The organism is Pseudomonas sp. ASL8 (assembly GCF_056680355.1).
Genome location: NZ_CM155278.1, coordinates 295954 through 314321 on the forward strand (window position 1 = coordinate 295954; position 18368 = coordinate 314321).

Genomic DNA, 18368 nt, shown 5'->3' on the forward strand with positions numbered 1-18368 from the left:
CTGCGCTGCCCCTGTAGGAGCGGGCTTGCCCGCGAGCGACTGCAAAGCAGTCGCAAATGATTCACCCGCCTTTTTGGAGCTACACACCATGACGCTTGCAGTCCAATTCACCCACGTTTCCCGTCAGTTCGGCGAAGTGAAGGCCGTTGACCGGGTTTCCATCGATATCCAGGACGGCGAGTTCTTTTCCATGCTGGGCCCGTCGGGCTCGGGCAAAACGACCTGTCTGCGCTTGATTGCCGGTTTTGAGCAGCCGAGCGCAGGTTCAATCCGCATTCATGGCGAAGAGGCGGCGGGCCTGCCGCCTTATCAGCGTGATGTGAACACCGTGTTCCAGGACTATGCACTGTTCCCGCACATGAACGTGCGAGACAACGTTGCCTATGGTTTGAAGGTCAAGGGCGTCGGCAAAACCGAACGCCTCAACCGTGCCGAAGAAGCCTTGGCCATGGTCGCGCTCAATGGCTACGGCGACCGCAAACCGGTGCAACTCTCCGGCGGCCAGCGCCAACGCGTTGCACTGGCGCGCGCCTTGGTCAATCGGCCCCGCGTGCTGCTGCTCGATGAGCCTCTGGGCGCCCTCGACTTGAAGCTGCGTGAACAGATGCAAGGCGAGCTGAAGAAGCTCCAGCGCCAACTCGGCATCACCTTTATTTTCGTCACCCATGACCAGACCGAAGCCCTGTCCATGTCAGACCGCGTGGCGGTGTTCAACAAAGGTCGCATCGAGCAGGTCGATACCCCGCGCAATCTGTACATGAAACCGGCCACCACCTTTGTTGCCGAATTCGTTGGCACCTCCAACGTGTTGCATGGCGAGCTGGCCCTGCAATTGAGCGGCATCGCTCAGCCGTTTTCGATTCGCCCGGAACACATTCGCTTTGCGGAAGGCCAAGCGGGCAGTCACGAGATTCAGGTCAGCGGCCTGCTGCACGACATTCAGTACCAAGGCAGCGCCACCCGCTACGAACTCACCCTCGACAACGGCCAGACCCTGAATGTCAGCCAGGCCAACAACCAGTGGCTGGACACCAGCACGCACTACCAGACCGGTCAGCGAATCACTGCACGCTGGGCCCGTGAAGCGATGATCACGCTGCATGAACCGGCCGTGGGCGAGGGTCTGTAACCATGAGCCAGGCCATCATCCATCCGGCGACGCAGCCCGGACAATCGCCCTTGCGGCGCTTCTCCAACCTGCTCTATCGCCGACCCAATCTCTACCTTGCGCTGCTGCTGATCCCGCCGCTGCTGTGGTTCGGCGCGGTCTATCTCGGTTCGCTGCTGACGCTGTTGTGGCAGGGTTTCTACACCTTCGACGACTTCACCATGGCGGTCACGCCCGAACTGACCCTGGCCAACTTCGCGGCCCTGTTCAGCCCGGCGAATTTCGACATCATCAAGCGCACCTTGGGCATGGCGGTGGCGGTGTCTATTGCCAGCGGCATCGTCGCGTTCCCTATCGCCTATTACATGGCGCGCTATACCACGGGCAAGACCAAGGCCTTTTTCTACATCGCCGTGATGATGCCGATGTGGGCCAGCTACATCGTCAAGGCCTATGCCTGGACCCTGCTGTTGGCCAAAGGCGGCGTGGCGCAGTGGTTCGTTCAGCACATGGGGCTGGAACCCGTGTTGCAGTTCATCCTGGGCATTCCCGGCGTGGGCGGCAGTACCTTGTCGACCTCGCACCTCGGGCGCTTCATGGTCTTCGTCTACATCTGGCTGCCGTTCATGATCCTGCCAATCCAGGCGTCACTGGAGCGCTTGCCACCGTCGCTGTTGCAAGCCTCGGCCGACCTTGGCGCCACGCCACGCCAGACCTTCATGAACGTGACGCTGCCGCTGTCGGTGCCAGGAATCGCTGCCGGTTCAATTTTCACCTTTTCCCTGACCTTGGGCGACTTCATCGTGCCGCAACTGATCGGTCCGCCCGGCTACTTCATCGGCAGCATGGTCTACGCCCAACAAGGCGCTATCGGCAATATGCCCATGGCAGCAGCCTTCACTCTGGTGCCGATCGTGCTGATCGCTGTTTATCTGTCCATCGTCAAACGACTGGGGGCCTTCGATGCGCTCTAAACCTTCGTTGCAGGGGGAAAAAGCCTCCCTTGGCCTGAAGCTGGCCGCATGGGGCGGGCTGGTGTTCCTGCACTTCCCGATTTTCATCATCTTCATGTACGCCTTCAACACCGAAGACGCCGCCTTTAGCTTCCCACCCCAGGGTTTCACCCTGAAGTGGTTCAGCGTGGCGTTCTCGCGCCCCGACGTGCTGGAGTCGATCAAGCTCTCGCTGGAGATCGCCTGCATCGCCACGTTGATCGCCATGGTCCTCGGCACGCTGGCCTCCGCAGCGCTGTACCGACGGGACTTTTTCGGCAAGGACGGCATCTCGCTGATGCTGATTCTACCCATCGCCCTGCCGGGGATCATCACAGGTATTGCCCTGCTCTCGGCCTTCAAGACCCTGGGTATCGAACCGGGGATGTTCACCATCATCGTCGGCCACGCGACCTTCTGTGTGGTGATCGTCTACAACAACGTTATCGCCCGCTTGCGCCGCACATCCCACAGCCTGATCGAAGCGTCGATGGACCTGGGTGCCGACGGCTGGCAGACCTTTCGCTACATCATCATGCCCAACCTCGGTTCGGCATTGCTGGCCGGAGGCATGCTGGCGTTCGCCCTGTCGTTCGACGAAATCATCGTGACCACCTTTACCGCCGGCCATGAACGCACGTTGCCAATCTGGCTGCTCAACCAACTCAGTCGCCCACGCGACGTACCGGTGACCAACGTGGTCGCCATGCTGGTGATGCTGGTGACCATGCTGCCGATCCTCGGCGCCTATTACCTGACACGCGGCGGCGAGAGCGTGGCCGGCAGTGGCGGTAAATAACGAATACCAACAATCCCCTGTAGGCGCTGCCGAAGGCTGCGATAAGTCCGGAACGGCCTTCGGCGGCTCCTACCGTTTTTTTGCTCGACGACAATAATTGCCTGAAGAGGAATCAACCATGCAAACAAAACTGTTGATCAATGGCCATCTCGTCGCTGGTGAAGGTGCCAGTCAGCCTGTCTTCAACCCTGCCTTGGGCCGGGTGTTGGTTGAAATCAACGAAGCCAGTGAAGCCCAGGTCGATGCCGCAGTGCGGGCTGCCGATGCCGCCTTTGAAAGCTGGTCGCAGACCTCGCCCAAAGATCGCTCGCTGCTGTTGCTCAAACTGGCCGACGCCATTGAAGCCCATGGCGAAGAGTTGGCCAAACTGGAATCGGACAACTGCGGCAAGCCCTACAGCGCCGCACTGAACGATGAAATCCCGGCGATTGCCGACGTATTTCGCTTCTTCGCGGGCGCCAGTCGCTGCATGAGCGGATCAGCGGCCGGTGAATACCTGCCGGGCCACACCTCGATGATCCGTCGTGATCCTATCGGTGTCGTGGCGTCGATTGCGCCCTGGAACTACCCGTTGATGATGGTCGCCTGGAAAATCGCCCCGGCGCTGGCCGCTGGCAATACCGTGGTGCTCAAACCCTCCGAGCAAACGCCACTGACTGCGTTGCGTCTGGTGGAGCTGGCGGCCGATATCTTCCCGGCCGGTGTGCTCAACCTGGTCTTCGGCCGCGGGCAGACCGTGGGCAATCCGTTGGTGACCCATCCAAAAGTGCGCATGGTCTCGCTGACCGGCTCTATCGCCACGGGCTCGCACATCATTTCCAGCACCGCCGACAGCGTCAAACGCATGCACATGGAGCTGGGCGGCAAGGCACCCGTGATCATTTTCGATGACGCTGATATCGACGCTGCGGTCGAGGGCATTCGCACGTTCGGTTTCTACAACGCCGGCCAGGATTGCACCGCCGCGTGCCGGATCTACGCACAAAAAGGCATCTACGAAAAATTCGTTACCCGGCTTGGCGAAGCTGTCAGCACCATCAAGTACGGCGTGCAAGACGACCCGGAAACCGAGCTCGGTCCACTGATCACTGCGCAGCATCGCGACCGCGTGGTGGGCTTCGTCGAACGCGCACTCGCTAAATCACACATGCGCTTGATCACCGGCGGCAAGGTGGTTGAGGGCAACGGCTTCTTCTTTGAACCCACCGTGATTGCCGATGCGAAACAGGATGATGAAATCGTCCGTCGCGAAGTGTTCGGCCCAGTGGTCTCGGTCACCCAGTTCGACGATGAGGCGCAAGTATTGGGTTGGGCCAACGACTCGGATTACGGCTTGGCCTCATCGGTCTGGACCCAAGACGTCGGACGCGCCCACCGAATGGCTGCGCGTTTGCAGTACGGCTGCACCTGGGTCAACACCCACTTCATGCTGGTCAGCGAAATGCCTCATGGCGGGCAGAAGCTTTCCGGGTATGGCAAAGACATGTCCATGTACGGGCTGGAGGATTACACCACCGTGCGCCATGTGATGTTCAAACACTGAGGGCGTTTCAACTGTAGGCGCTGCCGGAGGCTGCGATAAGGCCGGAACGGCCTTCGGCGATGTCTGATTCACCTGTTTCACCCGCAATCCAGATCAAAACAATAACAACCGAATCGGGTTGTGCAGTGAGTGCACAACCACGGTTTCGGACACACCAAATCTGCCGATTTCCTGGAGAAACACATGAGCGTAACCCCGCTAGCCGCCGCGCTGGACAGCGATGCCGAACAACTCCGCAAGTTGGGGTACACCTCCAACTTCAACCGCACCATGAGCCTGTGGGAGAACTTCGCCCTCGGCTTCACGTACCTGTCGCCCGTAGTGGGCGTCTACACCTTGTTTGGCCTGTGCCTCGCAGCAGGTGGCCCGCCGATGTTCTGGGCTTACCTGTTAGTGGGCATGGGTCAGATGTTGGTGTGCCTGATTTTCGGTGAAGTGGTTTCGCAGTTCCCGATTTCCGGCGGTGTGTACCCATGGGCTCGTCGCTTGGTGGGCAAGCGCTGGGCATGGATGGTTGGCTGGATCTATGCAATCGCCCTGTGCGTGACCATCGCCGCCGTTGCTGTGGGTGCCGGACCGTATCTGGCCGCCATGCTCGGATTCGAGCCTAGCGCCAACACCAACATTGTCATCGCACTGGTGCTGACCCTGTTTGCCACGCTGGTCAATCTCAGCGGCACCAAAGTGCTTGCGCGCATCGCCATGTTCGGTTTCCTCTGCGAACTGATCGGTGCAGTAATCGTCGGTCTGTATCTGCTGATCTTCGAGCGTCACCAACCGTTGAGTGTGTTGTTCAACACCTTCGACATCCGCATCGATGGCTCTTACATGCCGGCGTTCCTGACGGCGTCGCTGGCGGGGATGTTCCTGTACTACGGCTTCGAGGCCTGCGGCGATGTTGCCGAGGAAACGCCTAACCCGAGCAAGATGATCCCGCGCGCCATGCGCATGACCATCTATATCGGTGGCGCAGCAGCGATGTTCGCCTGCCTGGCGCTGATCCTCTCCGTACCGGACATGGCCGCCGTGATCAACGGCACCGACAAGGATCCGGTGACCACCATCCTCAGCAACGCCTTTGGCGTCAATGGCTCGAAAGTGGTGATGGCCGTGGTGATGGTGTCCTTCATCTCCTGCGTCATCAGCTTGCAAGCGGCCGCCAGCCGCCTGCTTTATGCCTACGCACGGGATGAAATGATCATCGGCAGCACTGTGCTGAAACGCCTGTCACCCAACACTCAGGTGCCGGTCGCCGCGCTGTTCGTTGCTGGCGTGCTGCCCGCACTGATCATCTGCCTGGGCTTTGTGTTACAGGACGCAGTCGCCACCATCGTCAGCTTCGCCGCCATCGGTATCTACCTGGCGTTCCAGATGATTGTCATGGCCGCCCTCTTCGCCCGCGCACGCGGCTGGAAGCCAAGCGGTCAATTCAGCCTCGGTAAATGGGGCCTGCCAATCAACCTTGGCGCGTTGATCTACGGGGTGTTGGCCATCATCAACATGGCCTGGCCTCGTACCCCGGATGCCGCCTGGTACATCAACTACGCCATGGTCCTGACCACCGCCATTGTCATTGGCCTGGGCTTGGTCTACATGTGGCTGGGCAAACCGTACGACCACGGTACGGCGCCCGCTGGGGATGCCTGGAAAGTCAGGAAGTAACCGCTTTTGCTCTGAAAATGCCCACGCTCTGCGTGGGCATTTTTGTATGGGCGTCTTCGCGAGCACGTTCGCCCACAGTGGGCGGAGTGCTCTACCTCACTCGCGCAAATCGGACTCATGGATCGGTTGATCACGGTGGGTGGCGCGTTGATATTGCGCGGGCCAGGTGGCTTTGCGTCCGCCCAGGTCATCGTCAGCGTGCAGGGGCCAGTACGGATCACGCAGCAGTTCGCGGGCGAGCAGGATCAAGTCAGCTTGCCCGGTTCGCAGGATGTGCTCGGCCTGGGCCGGTTCTGTGATCATGCCGACTGTGCCGGTAGCAATGCCCGACTCCTTGCGCACCCGCTCGGCGAAGCGTGTCTGGTAACCAGGGCCGACCGGAATTTCCGCATTGGCAGACGTGCCGCCAGACGACACGTCGATCAAGTCCACGCCTATGTTTTTCAAACGTCGCGCCAGCTCAACGGTTTCGTCCGGATTCCAGCCGTCTTCGACCCAGTCGGTGGCAGAGACACGTACGAACAATGGCAGCTCTTCGGGCCAAATGGCGCGTACGGCCTCGGTGACTTGCAGGGTCAGGCGAATGCGATTTTCAAACGTGCCGCCATATTGATCGCGACGCTGATTGCTCAACGGCGACAGGAATTGATGCAACAGATAGCCGTGAGCGGCGTGAATCTCGACCACTTTGAAACCCGCCGTCAGCGCACGCTGCGCCGCGTCTACGAAGGCCTGAATCACGTCCTGGATCTGGCGCTCATCCAGCTGTGCAGGCGCCGTGTGTTTGGGGTCGAATGCGATAGGCGAAGGCCCGACAGGCGTCCAGCCACCTTCACTTAATGGCACGCTGCCCTGCTTGCCCAACCAGGGACGCCAGGTGCTGGCCTTCCGACCGGCATGCGCCAGCTGGATACCCGCAACCGCACCTTGAGCCGTAATGAAACGGGTAATGCGCTGCAAAGGTTCGATCTGTTCGTCGTTCCACAACCCCAAATCTTCTGGAGTGATTCGCCCGTCCTGGGTGACGGCGGTAGCCTCGGTAAACACCAGCCCGGCACCGCCGACGGCGCGACTACCGAGATGAACCAGATGCCAGTCGTTGGCCAGGCCATCGACACAGGAGTACTGACACATCGGCGACACCGCGATGCGATTGAGCAGGGTCAGTTGGCGCAGGGTAAAGGGTTCAAGCAGCAGGCTCATGGGGACCTCTCAAATTGACAATCGGGTTCCAGATTCTGTGTGGCATGTTTCTGTACAACGATGCCTAGAGCCTAGTCGACAACTCAAGAGAGATGAGGGTTCCTGCAGCAAATCAACGCGCCGCGATATGCGCCACCATCAACTGCACGGTTTCGTTACCACGAAACTCGTTGAGGTCCAGCTTGTACGCCAGTTCGACCCAGCGAATGGTCGGGTTCGGCCATATCTCGCGGTCGACGCTGAAGGCGATGCCATCGAGTTTCAGCGAGCCGCATTCGCTTTTCAGCACCATCTTCAGATGACGCTCGCCAACGATGCGTTGTTCCACCAACTGAAACACGCCATGGAACAACGGCTCAGGGAAATGCTGACCCCAGGGACCCGCGTTGCGCAGCGCACGGGCCAGTTCCAGATGAAACTCTTCGACGGCCAGCGTGCCATCTGACAGCAAGCGCCCGGTCAAATCGTCTTCACACAATTGACGACGCACTTCCGCGTCAAAGGCTTCGGCGAACGCCGGGAAGTTTGCTTCAGGCAACGACAGGCCGGCGGCCATCGCATGCCCACCAAACTTGCTGATCAGTTCTGGATGTTTGGCCGCCACAGCGTCCAGCGCATCGCGGATATGAAACCCCGGCACTGAACGCGCCGAACCTTTGAGTACGCCCTCCCCGGCGCTGGCGAAGGCGATGGTCGGCCGGTGATAACGCTCTTTCAGACGTGACGCGAGAATCCCGATCACCCCCTGGTGCCAATCCGCCTCGAACAGACACAAGCCGAACGGCATCGACTCCAGTGGCAAGTCCTTGAGCTGGGCCAGTGCTTCACGCTGCATGCCCTGCTCGATGGATTTGCGGTCCTGGTTCAACTCATCGAGTTGCACCGCCATTTCACGGGCCAGGGTTTCGTCTTCACACAGCAGGCATTCGATGCCCAGGCTCATGTCATCCAGACGACCGGCAGCATTCAGACGTGGCCCGATGATAAACCCGAGGTCGGTCGAGGTAATGCGTGCAGGTTCACGGCGCGCGACATCGAGAATCGCCTTGAGCCCCGGTCGTGCCCGACCTGCTCGGATGCGCAGCAGGCCTTGATGGACCAGGATGCGATTGTTGGCGTCCAGCGGCACCACGTCTGCGACGCTGCCCAGTGCAACCAGGTCGAGCAGCTCACCGAGGTTCGGTTGCACCCGTTGGTTGGCCTCGAACCAACCGGTATCACGCAACCGTGCGCGCAATGCCATCAACACGTAGAAAATCACCCCGACGCCGGCCAGGGCCTTGCTGGGGAATTCACAACCGGGCTGATTCGGGTTGACGATGGCGTCGGCTGCCGGCAGTTCATGGCCGGGCAAGTGGTGGTCGGTGACCAGTACCTGCAAGCCCGCCGCCTTGGCCGCCGCCACGCCGTCGACGCTGGAAATACCGTTGTCCACGGTGATCAGCAGTTGCGGATCTCGCTGCAAGGCGACGGCGACAATTTCCGGGGTCAGGCCGTAGCCATATTCGAAACGGTTCGGCACCAGATAATCGACATGCGCCGCACCGAGCAGTCGCAACCCCAGCACGCCCACCGTGCTGGCGGTCGCACCGTCCGCATCGAAGTCGCCGACGATCAGGATGCGCTGCCCCTCGTTCAACGCCGTCACCAACAGGTCCACCGCCGCATCGATCCCCTTGAGCTGCTGATAAGGAATCAGGCGGGCCAGGCTTTTGTCCAGCTCGACCTCGGACAGCACCCCGCGCGCGGCATACAGTCGCGTCAGCAAAGGCGGCAGGTCGCCGAGAAACGGCAAGGTGTCAGGCAACAGGCGAGGTTCAATGCGCATTCGGTTTCCGCTGGATTTCTTTGATTGGCGAGCTGGCAGAGCAATCAGTGGCGAGGCGTATCAGCCGCGCTCGCCGGTGAGCCATTGCAGCTGAACTTCGTGCTGACCACGGTCGTCGGTCACGAAGATCGTTCCTTCGCTGATCATCACGTCCCACTTGATAACACGTGGCATGTCCTTGGCCAGGACTTCCAGAATGTCTTGCGGCACGGCGGCGATGTTGACGTTTTTCAGGTTTTTCGCGACCGGGATGACCTTGGTTTCCCAGACACGCAAGCTGCCGTAGGCCAACAAACTGGTGCGTTCGGTACGGCGCGAGCACCAGGTCATGCGATCAGCGTCCGGCTGGCCCACTTCGATCCAGTGCAACACGCGACCATCCAGGCTCTTTTCCCAGAGCGCGGGCTCGTCCACGTCCGACAAGCCACGGCCAAACGCCAGGTGCTCGCTGTACCAGAAGGCGTAAGCCAGCAAACGCACGGTCATGCGCTCTTCAGTTTCGGAGGGGTGCCGGGCGATCGTCTGTTTGACGCTTTCATAGACGCTACGGTCGAGGTCGGTGAGATTGAGTTCGAATTTGTAGGTCGTGGACGGCTGGGCCATGAACGGGCTTCTAGATACGGAGAAAGGCGCCAAGTCTAACCGATGCTGGCCCATTGAACGACCGAACCGACCTGATCTGCCCGGCGGTCGGGACAAATAAGCGCCTGATGCCAGACCAAGGTGCCGCCGGGGCAGAATCTGTCGGCAGAATCGAATAGGCTAAGGCCATTCGCTGCCCACAGGATGCCCCATGCCACTCACTGCCAAACCCCTTGCCGGTCTCAAAGTCATTGAATTGGGAACGTTGATCGCCGGCCCTTTCGCCTCGCGCATCTGCGCCGAGTTCGGTGCCGAGGTGATCAAAATCGAATCGCCGGACGGCGGAGATCCCCTGCGCAAGTGGCGCAAGCTGTATGAGGGGACTTCCCTGTGGTGGTTTGTTCAGTCGCGCAATAAAAAGTCGCTGACGCTCAACCTCAAGCATCCCGAGGGTTTGGCCATCCTCAAGCAGTTGCTGGGCGAGGCCGACATCCTCATCGAAAACTTTCGCCCCGGCGTCCTGGAAAAGCTTGGCCTGGGATGGGAGACCTTGCACGCGTTGAACCCGAAACTGGTGATGGTGCGCCTGTCCGGCTTTGGCCAGACGGGACCGATGAAAGATCAGCCAGGGTTCGGCGCGGTCGGGGAATCCATGGGCGGATTACGCTACATCACTGGTTTCGAGGATCGGCCACCGGTGCGCACCGGGATTTCCATCGGTGACTCGATTGCCGCACTGTGGGGTGTGATCGGGGCACTGATGGCGTTGCGTCACCGCGAAGTCAACGGCGGCCAGGGCCAAGTGGTGGATGTGGCGTTGTACGAAGCGATTTTCGCAATGATGGAAAGCATGGTCCCGGAGTTCGATGTGTTCGGGTTTATCCGCGAGCGCACCGGCAACATCATGCCCGGCATTACGCCCTCTTCGATTCACACCAGCGCCGATGGCAAGCACATACAGATCGGCGCCAATGGCGATGCGATCTTCAAACGGTTCATGCAGGTCATCGGGCGTGAGGACCTGGCCAATGATCCCGCGCTGGCCAGCAATGACGGGCGGGACAGCCGCCGTGATGAACTGTACGGCGTGATTGATCGCTGGGTCGGCTCGCTGCCGCTGGAAACACTGTTGAGCATGCTGACCGACGCCCAGGTGCCTGCCAGCCGTATTTATTCAGCTGAAGACATGTTCAGTGACCCGCAATTTCTCGCTCGGGAGATGTTTCTCCAGGCCAAATTACCCGATGGAAAATCGTTCAAAATGCCTGGCATTGTCCCCAAACTCTCGGAAACACCGGGGTCTGCAGACTGGGTCGGGCCCGAACTGGGAGCCCATAATGCCGAGCTATTGAAGGCTCTGGGTTACGACGCAGACCAGATTGTTCGTTTGCGCGAACAGGGCGCCATCTAAGTGGCGCTATAATTCAGGCACTTCCAGAGGATTAATCAGCGAATGGTCTATCGCCCCCTACAGGCCACCAAACCTTGTCTGACGCTCATGCTGGTTCTGGTAACGCTCATTGGCGTGCCGCGCACCAGCATGGCAAAAGACACGTTGATCTGGTTGCTACGCGATCTACCGCCCTTGACGATCGCTTCAGGCCCGCAGCAGGGCCAAGGTTCGATTGATCGGCTGATGCCGTTGTTGATCGCCCGCATGCCTGAGTTCGACCACCTGCTATTGCGGGTCAATCGCGCCAGGGGCATGCAAATGCTTAATGAGCCCTCCCTCACCTGCGACCCGACGCTGCTCTGGACTCCAGAGCGAGCGAAAACCATCATTTTCTCGATCCCTACGTATGCAGTGGCCAGCAACGGCATCGTCATTCGTCGGGAAGACGCGAGCCGCTTCAGCCCCTTCCTCGAAAACGGCCAGATCGATCTGGTGGCGTTACTGGCGAGCCAGACGATAAAGCTCGGGGTGGTGGCCGAACGCAGTTATGGCCCGGTGATCGATCAAATTGTTCATGGCGCGTCAGGCGCTGACGTCAGCGAGCATTATGGCAACGATGCGGTCGGCAGCCTGTTACAGATGGAGCGCCTGGGCCGCTTGCAAGCCTTTATCAGTTACTGGCCAGAAGCCCGCTATCAGGCACAGCATCAAAGCATCGACCCTGAAGAACTGACGTTTTACCCGGTCAAAGGCACCGCCAAATATCAGTTCGCCCATGTCGGTTGTTCAAATACCGAGCGAGGCCGAGAGGCCATAGAGATTATCAACCGCGAAATGCGCGTATTGCGCGAAAGCACACTTGTCGATCTCTATGCAGAGTGGCTCGACCCGTCGTCCCGCGTGGAATATCTGAAGGATGCCAAGGCGTTTTTCGATAAGCCCTGAGCCTGCGGAAGTACAGACGTTTGCCAAACTATAGACAAAAGAAACCCCGAGCAGCGGGGTAACTAACTCGGGGTCAAACCGTGGTCCCTCGGGACCAGTACGGCAGGCAACAATCACCGGAGCACAATGCCTGAACCTGCCGTACTTAATATGAGGCCTGAATACGACTAAGGTTCCCCAATCAGTCAAATAAAATCCAGAACCGGTCTAAACGCCTGCGCTTGAGCGTGGCGCATGGCCGCAATCACGCAGGGCTCGATACGCCCCTCGGCCACTAACAGGTCTCGGTGAAAACCGTCGACCACATCTGTCAGTTGGCGCTTGTCGCAAAACTGCGCTACACACAGCGTGCGCTCGATCACAATCGCACCCGCCGGGTTTTTCAGGGTCACCAGACGCTCACCCTGAGCACCCGCAGGGCCCAGCGTTGCCTGGTACGGCGTCAGGGCTTCGCTTAGTAGTAAGCTGATATTTTCCATCTAGATCACCACTCAACAGTTTGAATGCAAAGGTGCTTATCAATGACCCCCGGCTTGAGGAAAAAGTTCGTACGCCGTGAGTCGGGGGATTGCCTGCAATCAGGAACCTTGAGCATGCCTGCTGAACATGACAGATAAAAAACAACCGGGTACACCGCCTCGCGACGGAGAGATCAGCCTGCAATACGCTATCAATACGCACGAAGAGCTGCCGATAACCTTGAAGGCAGGTCAAACCCATCTTGCCCATGCAAACGGAGCCTGACCTTGAGTAAGCCCTTTGATCGAACACTGCGCATCATCCTGGCGGACGATCACCCTATTTTCCTGATAGGGCTGCGGGTTGTGCTCGAACAAGGCGGCGACGCTCAGGTAGTCGCCGAGGCCGGCAGCCCGGTGGAACTCAATGAAGCGCTGAAAAGCTATGCGTGTGATGTGCTTGTGACCGATTTCATGATGCCGGTCGACCAACAGAACGACGGGCTGCGGTTACTGGAGCGGATTCGCCGCGATCATCCGCAATTGCCCATTGTGGTGGTCACCATGCTCAATAACGCAGGACTGTTTAGCTCGATCCTTGCGTTGGGGGTCAATGCGTTGTTGAGCAAAGCCAGCCTGGCGGGCGAGTTGCCTGCCGCAATCCTGAGTATCCGGCAGAACAAACACTACATTGCGGACTCGGTAAAACAGGCTCTGCTCGAAGCCGGCGATTACGGTTCTGACGCCCTGGTATCCCACGAGCAGCTCTCCCCCAAAGAACAGGAAGTCCTGCGTTTACTGGCGGCCGGGCGCTCGGTGGGGGAAATCGCTGTGCAGATTAACCGAAGCAAAAAAACGGTCAGCACTCAAAAAGTCAGCGCCATGCGCAAGTTGGGCCTGGCCAACGACGCGTCCTTATTCATTTATCTGCAAGAGCACGGGCTGACCTGAAGCCGAACCCGTACGCTCCGCCATCCAGCTCAGCAGATCGGTCTCGCTCATGGGGCGAGCAATGAAATACCCCTGCACTGCGGGTTTGCCCAGCGCCTGCAAGGCTTGATAGTCATCAGCGGTTTCCACGCCTTCGACCACCACGTTCATCGCCATCCGCCGCGCCATGATCAATGCACCGGCGACCACCGCCGACTTACGTCCGTCTTCGGCCATGCCACGCACGAATTCGGAGGGAATCTTTAGCTCGGAGAAGGGCAATTGCAGCAAACGCTCAATATTTGAGGCACCCGTGCCAAAGTCGTCGATGGATAATTTGCACCCTTGCAGGCGCAAGCGCATCAAGCTTTCCAGTTGCCAGGTCGACGTGTTCAGCACCGAGCTCTCGACGACTTCCAGGGTCAGCACCTCTGGAGGCAGACCGAAACGCGCCAGCAGTGCCAGAATTTGCTGGGCAAAATCCACATGTTCGAGCATCACTGGCGCGATATTCACCGCCACGGGCAACGCTTCCCCGCGTGCCTGCAACACCTCGGAGGACAATTTCAACGCCAGTTCCAGCATGCGCCAGGTCAGCGGCGCAATCAGACCCGCATGCTCCACTGCGGCCATGAACCGGCCCGGCGCCAACAGGCCAAACTGTGGGTGCTGCCAGCGGACCAACGCCTCAACGCCCAGTAATGTCCCCTCCAGGCTGACCTTGGGCTGGTAGTGGGCGATCCACTGTTCAGACACTCGGGTATCGTCGATGCGTTGACCGGGGGCTATCGGATACAGTGCTTCCAGTGACAATGACTCTGACACCTGCAACAACGGCAAGGGCGCGGTGTCGTGCTCGATGCCCTCGCTGTAAACCTCCAGCAGTTTACGCAGCGCCGTTGCCGACGCGGGCTTTGCCAGGCTGCCGAGCACCCAGAGCCCCTGCTGTCGTGCCAGATGTGCCGCGCCGTCCAGCACGCTGGTGTCGGTGCTGCTGAGAATGATCACCGCACGGGCCTGCCGGGTCTCGGCCAGATGCCGGATCATTTCGAGCCCGTCCGGGCCGTCCATCTGCAAATCGCAGATGGCGATATCGACGCGGCCCCGATTGGTCAACGATTGTTGCGCCGCTGCGACGCTGTCAGCCGCCAGGACGTTGAAGACTTGATTGGCATTGAGCATCTGGTGCAGCGCCATCAGTTGAAACGGATTGTCTTCAAGGATCAGAACGTTAAGAGAGTTCACAGTCATGCCTCGCGGGCCGGAGCAGTTTTAGCCAAAAGTGATCTGTACTTTAAAGGCCCCCGCATCTGTACCCCATAGGACAAGTCCTAAACAGGCGGCACCGGCAAGTGCTGCTGAATGTCGACGCGCAACTGCCCGATAGCGTCGTCCAGCTTCTGCCACTCCTCGACCAGCGTTACGCGTGATTGCACGCGCACGCTAGCGTCGAGGCTGGCACAGGCCTTCGCCAATGGCACTGCGTCGATCAGGCACGCGACACCCTTCAAACGGTGCAGCGAAGCGCTCAACGCCTTCCAGTCCTGCGCGCTCACCGCAGGCTGCAAAACGGTCCATTCCTGTTCCAGGTTTTTCCACAGTTCCAGAAGCAATAGCTGCATCTGCTCATCGTTGGCCCGGGTCATTTGCCGCAAGGACTGGATATCAAACGATTGTACGGGCGCGATATCGGCGAGCAATTGCGCCAGTTGCTCCAGCGGCACGGGCTTGACCAGCAGCCGGTCCATGCCTGCCTGCTCACAGCGCTGGCGTTCATCACTCATGGCGTTGGCGGTGCAACCGATGACCGGACAAGGCCGCAGTTGCTCCCTGGCTTCGATAAGCCGAATGTTTTCGGTCAGGGCATAACCGCTCATGCCTGGCATATTGCAGTCAGTGATAACCGCGTCGAAGTCGCCCTCACGCCAGAGCGTCAAGGCCGACTCAGCACTGTGGGTGGACACCACTTCATGCCCGAGAAATTCAAGCTGTTGAGTCAGTACCAGGCGATTGGCCGACAGATCATCGACAATCAGCAACTGTAACGAACGGCTGACAGCTCGCGACTGAAGAGGCTTGGAGGCTTTGCTCGGCGCTTGGGCGCGGGCCAGCTCCAGTTCAACCGTGACCTGTGTTCCGACCCCCTGCTCGCTCTCAAGGCTGATCTGGCCGCCCATCAATTCCACCAGTTGCCTGCAAATGCTCAACCCCAGACCGGTGCCGCCATATTCGGCTGCGGTATCGCCACTGGCCTGAGAAAACGGTTGGAACAACAGGCTTTGCTGCTGCGCACTGATGCCGACACCGCTGTCCTTGACGCTGATCCGCAAACAAGGCCGGTGCTGATCAGCACCCATCGCGCTGACACGAATAAGCACCCCGCCTTCGCGGGTGAATTTCAAGGCGTTGCCGAGCAGGTTGTGCAGCACCTGACGCAGACGCATCGGATCAAGCCAGTAGTCACCCTCGGCCGGCTCGGCGAACTCCAGCCTCAGCTCAAGGCCCTTCTCCGACGCTTTGGCCTCGAACAGCTTGCAAATGCCTTCAAAGAACGGTCGCAACGGGGTTGCGGCGAGCGTCAATTGCATACTCCCGGATTCGATCTTGGCCAGGTCCAGGCTGTCGCCGATCAGCGCGATCAACTCCTGGGCGGACTGGTATGCGACGTTTAGCCCCTCGGACGGCAGCGTGCCCTGACGTAAAGCCTGTTCGCGCTCAAGCTCGAGCAGACCGATGATGGCGCCCATCGGCGTGCGGATTTCATGGCTCATGGTTGCCAGGAAAGCGCTTTTGGCGACGTTGGCCTGCTCTGCCTCCTGCCGCGCCTGGTTGAGCTGGGCTTCCAGTTGCTTACGTTCGGTGATGTCGATCCAGCCACCCAGCAAGCCCTGCAACTGACCATCGGCCCGGTAAAAGGGCACGGTCCACTGATAGGCCTCAATCAACCGGCCAAAGAGCTCCATCTGCCGGTCAGCGAACACCGGTTGCCGGGTTTCCAGCAGTTTCAAGTAATCGGCGTGCATCTGTTCCGCGCTCGGACGAGGGATCAAATCCACATCGATCAAGCGCCGGCCACTCATCTGTTCAAAACTGATCCCGAAGCTTTCCTCATAACTGCGGTTGCACGAAATCAACCGGCCATCAAGGTCCCGCACATAAATCGGGTTGGGGATACCGTCGAGCAAGGCATGCTTGAAGGCCAACTGATCACTGAGCTGTTCCTCGGCCCTGAGCCGCTGGCGAATCTGCACCTTCAGGCGACTGCTCCAGACCAGTGAGACCAGGCCCAGCATCAATGCGACGGCAAGGGTCCAGTAAACCCATGGCGGGATGCGTTGCCAGACCGTGGGCTGAGGGGTGACCGCACCCAGCCACTTCAGGCGAATAGCCCGTAATTCACCTACGGGAAATTCTTCAAGGGCCTTGTTCAGGATGCTCAGCAGTTCCGGTTGAGTCTCGACCACCGAGAAACGATCAGGAGACCATTGACCCTCAACGCTGCGACCGACTTTCAGCGCGCCCGGCGGTAACAGATAGGCACCCGCCTCATTCTGGATGGTCGCATCGGCCTGACCGTCTTCGACCAACTGACGGGCTTGCTCGTAAGTCTTGACCGATCGAAGCGTGATGTCTGGATGATTGCGCCGGATAAAGTCTTCCAGCGCATGTTTGGCTGGCAGCGCCAGAACCCGTCCCGACAGATCATTCAGGGTCAGCGGCGACGGGTCCTTGCTGCGCACGACGAAAACCCAGGCATTGCCACCATACGAATAGGTGAAGTCGAGGAACTTCTTGCGTTCGGCGTTCTCCCCCAAGGTCGTATTCATATCGGCCTGACCGGTGCGCAGCAAGTGTAGGGTTTCTTCAGTCGAAGACGATTCTTTGTGCGCGAACTGCAGCCCGGTCATGCGCGAAATACGCGCCAGCACGTCCACATTCAGGCCCACCCATTGGCCGTTCTTGTCCTGGTACAGGTAGGGCGGATGTTGGCCAGAAGCCACCGTGACATGAGGATGTTTACGGACCCAGCCCTGCTCGGCGGTCGTCAACTTGATGCGTTGTCGGGCAATGTCCGAGCCCAGACCCGTGGTCCAGCGCACGACGACCTCACGCCTGACCGACGGATCAAGGCTCTTGAGCGCACGGTCAATCATCGCGAGCAGGGTTCCGTCTTCTTTGCGAGTGGCGAACGAGAACCCAACCGGCGGCAGCGCGCTTTCGGATTTGATCTGCAACCCCAGATAGGGGCGCAAGGCACTGTAGGAGCGCACGATGACTTCGTTGCCGATAAACGCATCGACTTCGCCCTGGCTCAGGGCCTCAAGAGCACTGTAGAGATTAGGCGCCAGGATAATTTCGCTGTCGGGATAAACCGCATGGACCACCTGGGCATCGGCGTAGCCATCAAGCAACACCACTTTCTTGCCCTTCAGCCCAGACGGCAGGGTCACGTCACTCCCGCGTCCGACGATCACCGAGCGGTCGGGCATGTAATCGGCGGAGAACGCCAGTTCCTTCACGCCTCGCTCGAAGCCATTGGCACTGGTAAGAATATCGATGGTGCCGTTACGCAGGGCGAGAATGGCCTCTTCGCGTCGAGCGAAACCCACTACCTGCATGGGCACCGACAGTGTGCTGCCGATCAGGCTCAGGTAGTCGGCGCTAATGCCCTGATAGCGATTGCGATCACTGGTGATGTCGATCGGCTCGTAATCGGCAATCGAGATACCCACGCGAAGGGGGCGATGCTGATCGAGCCATTGCTGATCCTGAGGACCCAGGACGATCGGCGGCAGACTCACAAAGGGCGCCACCAGACTGAAAGGCAAACTTTGCGCAGCGGGCGCGGCCTGACTCAGGAATAACAGCATCCACAGCAGGGCTGTGTGCAGAACGCTTTTGTTTGTGGCACTCATACCGTGCCT

General features: G+C 59.4%; 14 protein-coding genes. 8 read left to right on the top strand and 6 right to left on the bottom strand.

Annotated features, from left to right (window positions below; all coding sequences use genetic code 11):
- The first annotated feature begins 88 nt into the window (after positions 1-88).
- From AC1MEA_RS01395 to AC1MEA_RS01415, 5 genes are all read left to right on the top strand, one after another.
- Positions 89-1129, top strand: coding sequence for an ABC transporter ATP-binding protein (locus AC1MEA_RS01395; protein WP_219061176.1), 1041 nt, complete (start codon positions 89-91; stop codon positions 1127-1129).
- Positions 1130-1131: 2 nt separating this feature from the next.
- Positions 1132-2082, top strand: a complete 951-nt coding sequence (locus AC1MEA_RS01400) for an ABC transporter permease (RefSeq protein ID WP_480916424.1) — start codon at positions 1132-1134, stop codon at positions 2080-2082.
- 7 nt (positions 2083-2089) lie between these two features.
- Positions 2090-2899 carry an ABC transporter permease gene (locus tag AC1MEA_RS01405; RefSeq protein ID WP_374028615.1) on the top strand — a complete coding sequence of 270 codons (810 nt, stop codon included), beginning with the start codon at positions 2090-2092 and terminating at the stop codon, positions 2897-2899.
- Between the two features lie 118 nt (positions 2900-3017).
- On the top strand, positions 3018-4442 hold the full coding sequence (locus AC1MEA_RS01410) for a gamma-aminobutyraldehyde dehydrogenase (RefSeq protein ID WP_480916425.1): 1425 nt from the start codon (positions 3018-3020) through the stop codon (positions 4440-4442).
- 183 nt (positions 4443-4625) lie between these two features.
- Positions 4626-6104: an APC family permease gene (locus tag AC1MEA_RS01415; protein WP_480916426.1), complete on the top strand. Its 1479-nt coding sequence runs from the start codon at positions 4626-4628 to the stop codon at positions 6102-6104.
- A 96-nt stretch (positions 6105-6200) separates the two neighbouring features.
- On the opposite strand, the gene AC1MEA_RS01420 is transcribed toward AC1MEA_RS01415, so the two are convergent.
- From AC1MEA_RS01420 to AC1MEA_RS01430, 3 genes are all read right to left on the bottom strand, one after another.
- Positions 6201-7307: an NADH:flavin oxidoreductase/NADH oxidase gene (locus AC1MEA_RS01420; protein WP_480916427.1), complete on the bottom strand. Its 1107-nt coding sequence runs from the start codon at positions 7305-7307 to the stop codon at positions 6201-6203.
- A 112-nt stretch (positions 7308-7419) separates the two neighbouring features.
- A complete protein-coding gene (recJ, locus tag AC1MEA_RS01425; RefSeq protein WP_449632952.1) occupies positions 7420-9135 on the bottom strand; it encodes a single-stranded-DNA-specific exonuclease RecJ in 1716 nt (571 codons plus the stop codon).
- Between the two features lie 60 nt (positions 9136-9195).
- Positions 9196-9738, bottom strand: a complete 543-nt coding sequence (locus AC1MEA_RS01430; RefSeq protein WP_219061169.1) for a YaeQ family protein — start codon at positions 9736-9738, stop codon at positions 9196-9198.
- Between the two features lie 190 nt (positions 9739-9928).
- On the opposite strand from AC1MEA_RS01430, the gene AC1MEA_RS01435 reads away from it, so the two are divergent.
- Together AC1MEA_RS01435 and AC1MEA_RS01440 are read left to right on the top strand one after the other, a co-directional pair.
- The gene (locus tag AC1MEA_RS01435) at positions 9929-11128 is read left to right on the top strand and encodes a CaiB/BaiF CoA transferase family protein (protein WP_219061168.1); all 1200 of its coding nucleotides are present in this window, start codon (positions 9929-9931) and stop codon (positions 11126-11128) included.
- A gap of 90 nt (positions 11129-11218) precedes the next feature.
- Complete coding sequence (locus tag AC1MEA_RS01440; RefSeq protein WP_480918084.1) at positions 11219-12055, top strand: TIGR02285 family protein; 837 nt, start codon at positions 11219-11221, stop codon at positions 12053-12055.
- 185 nt (positions 12056-12240) lie between these two features.
- On the opposite strand, the gene AC1MEA_RS01445 is transcribed toward AC1MEA_RS01440, so the two are convergent.
- Complete coding sequence (locus AC1MEA_RS01445) at positions 12241-12534, bottom strand: DUF3509 domain-containing protein (RefSeq protein ID WP_219061167.1); 294 nt, start codon at positions 12532-12534, stop codon at positions 12241-12243.
- Positions 12535-12801: 267 nt separating this feature from the next.
- On the opposite strand from AC1MEA_RS01445, the gene AC1MEA_RS01450 reads away from it, so the two are divergent.
- Positions 12802-13464: a response regulator gene (locus AC1MEA_RS01450; protein WP_480916428.1), complete on the top strand. Its 663-nt coding sequence runs from the start codon at positions 12802-12804 to the stop codon at positions 13462-13464.
- On the opposite strand, the gene AC1MEA_RS01455 is transcribed toward AC1MEA_RS01450, so the two are convergent.
- The gene (locus tag AC1MEA_RS01455; RefSeq protein ID WP_480918085.1) at positions 13429-14688 is read right to left on the bottom strand and encodes an EAL domain-containing response regulator; all 1260 of its coding nucleotides are present in this window, start codon (positions 14686-14688) and stop codon (positions 13429-13431) included. The genes AC1MEA_RS01450 and AC1MEA_RS01455 overlap by 36 nt on opposite strands.
- A gap of 86 nt (positions 14689-14774) precedes the next feature.
- Complete coding sequence (locus AC1MEA_RS01460; RefSeq protein WP_480916429.1) at positions 14775-18359, bottom strand: transporter substrate-binding domain-containing protein; 3585 nt, start codon at positions 18357-18359, stop codon at positions 14775-14777.
- Between the last annotated feature and the right edge of the window lie 9 nt (positions 18360-18368).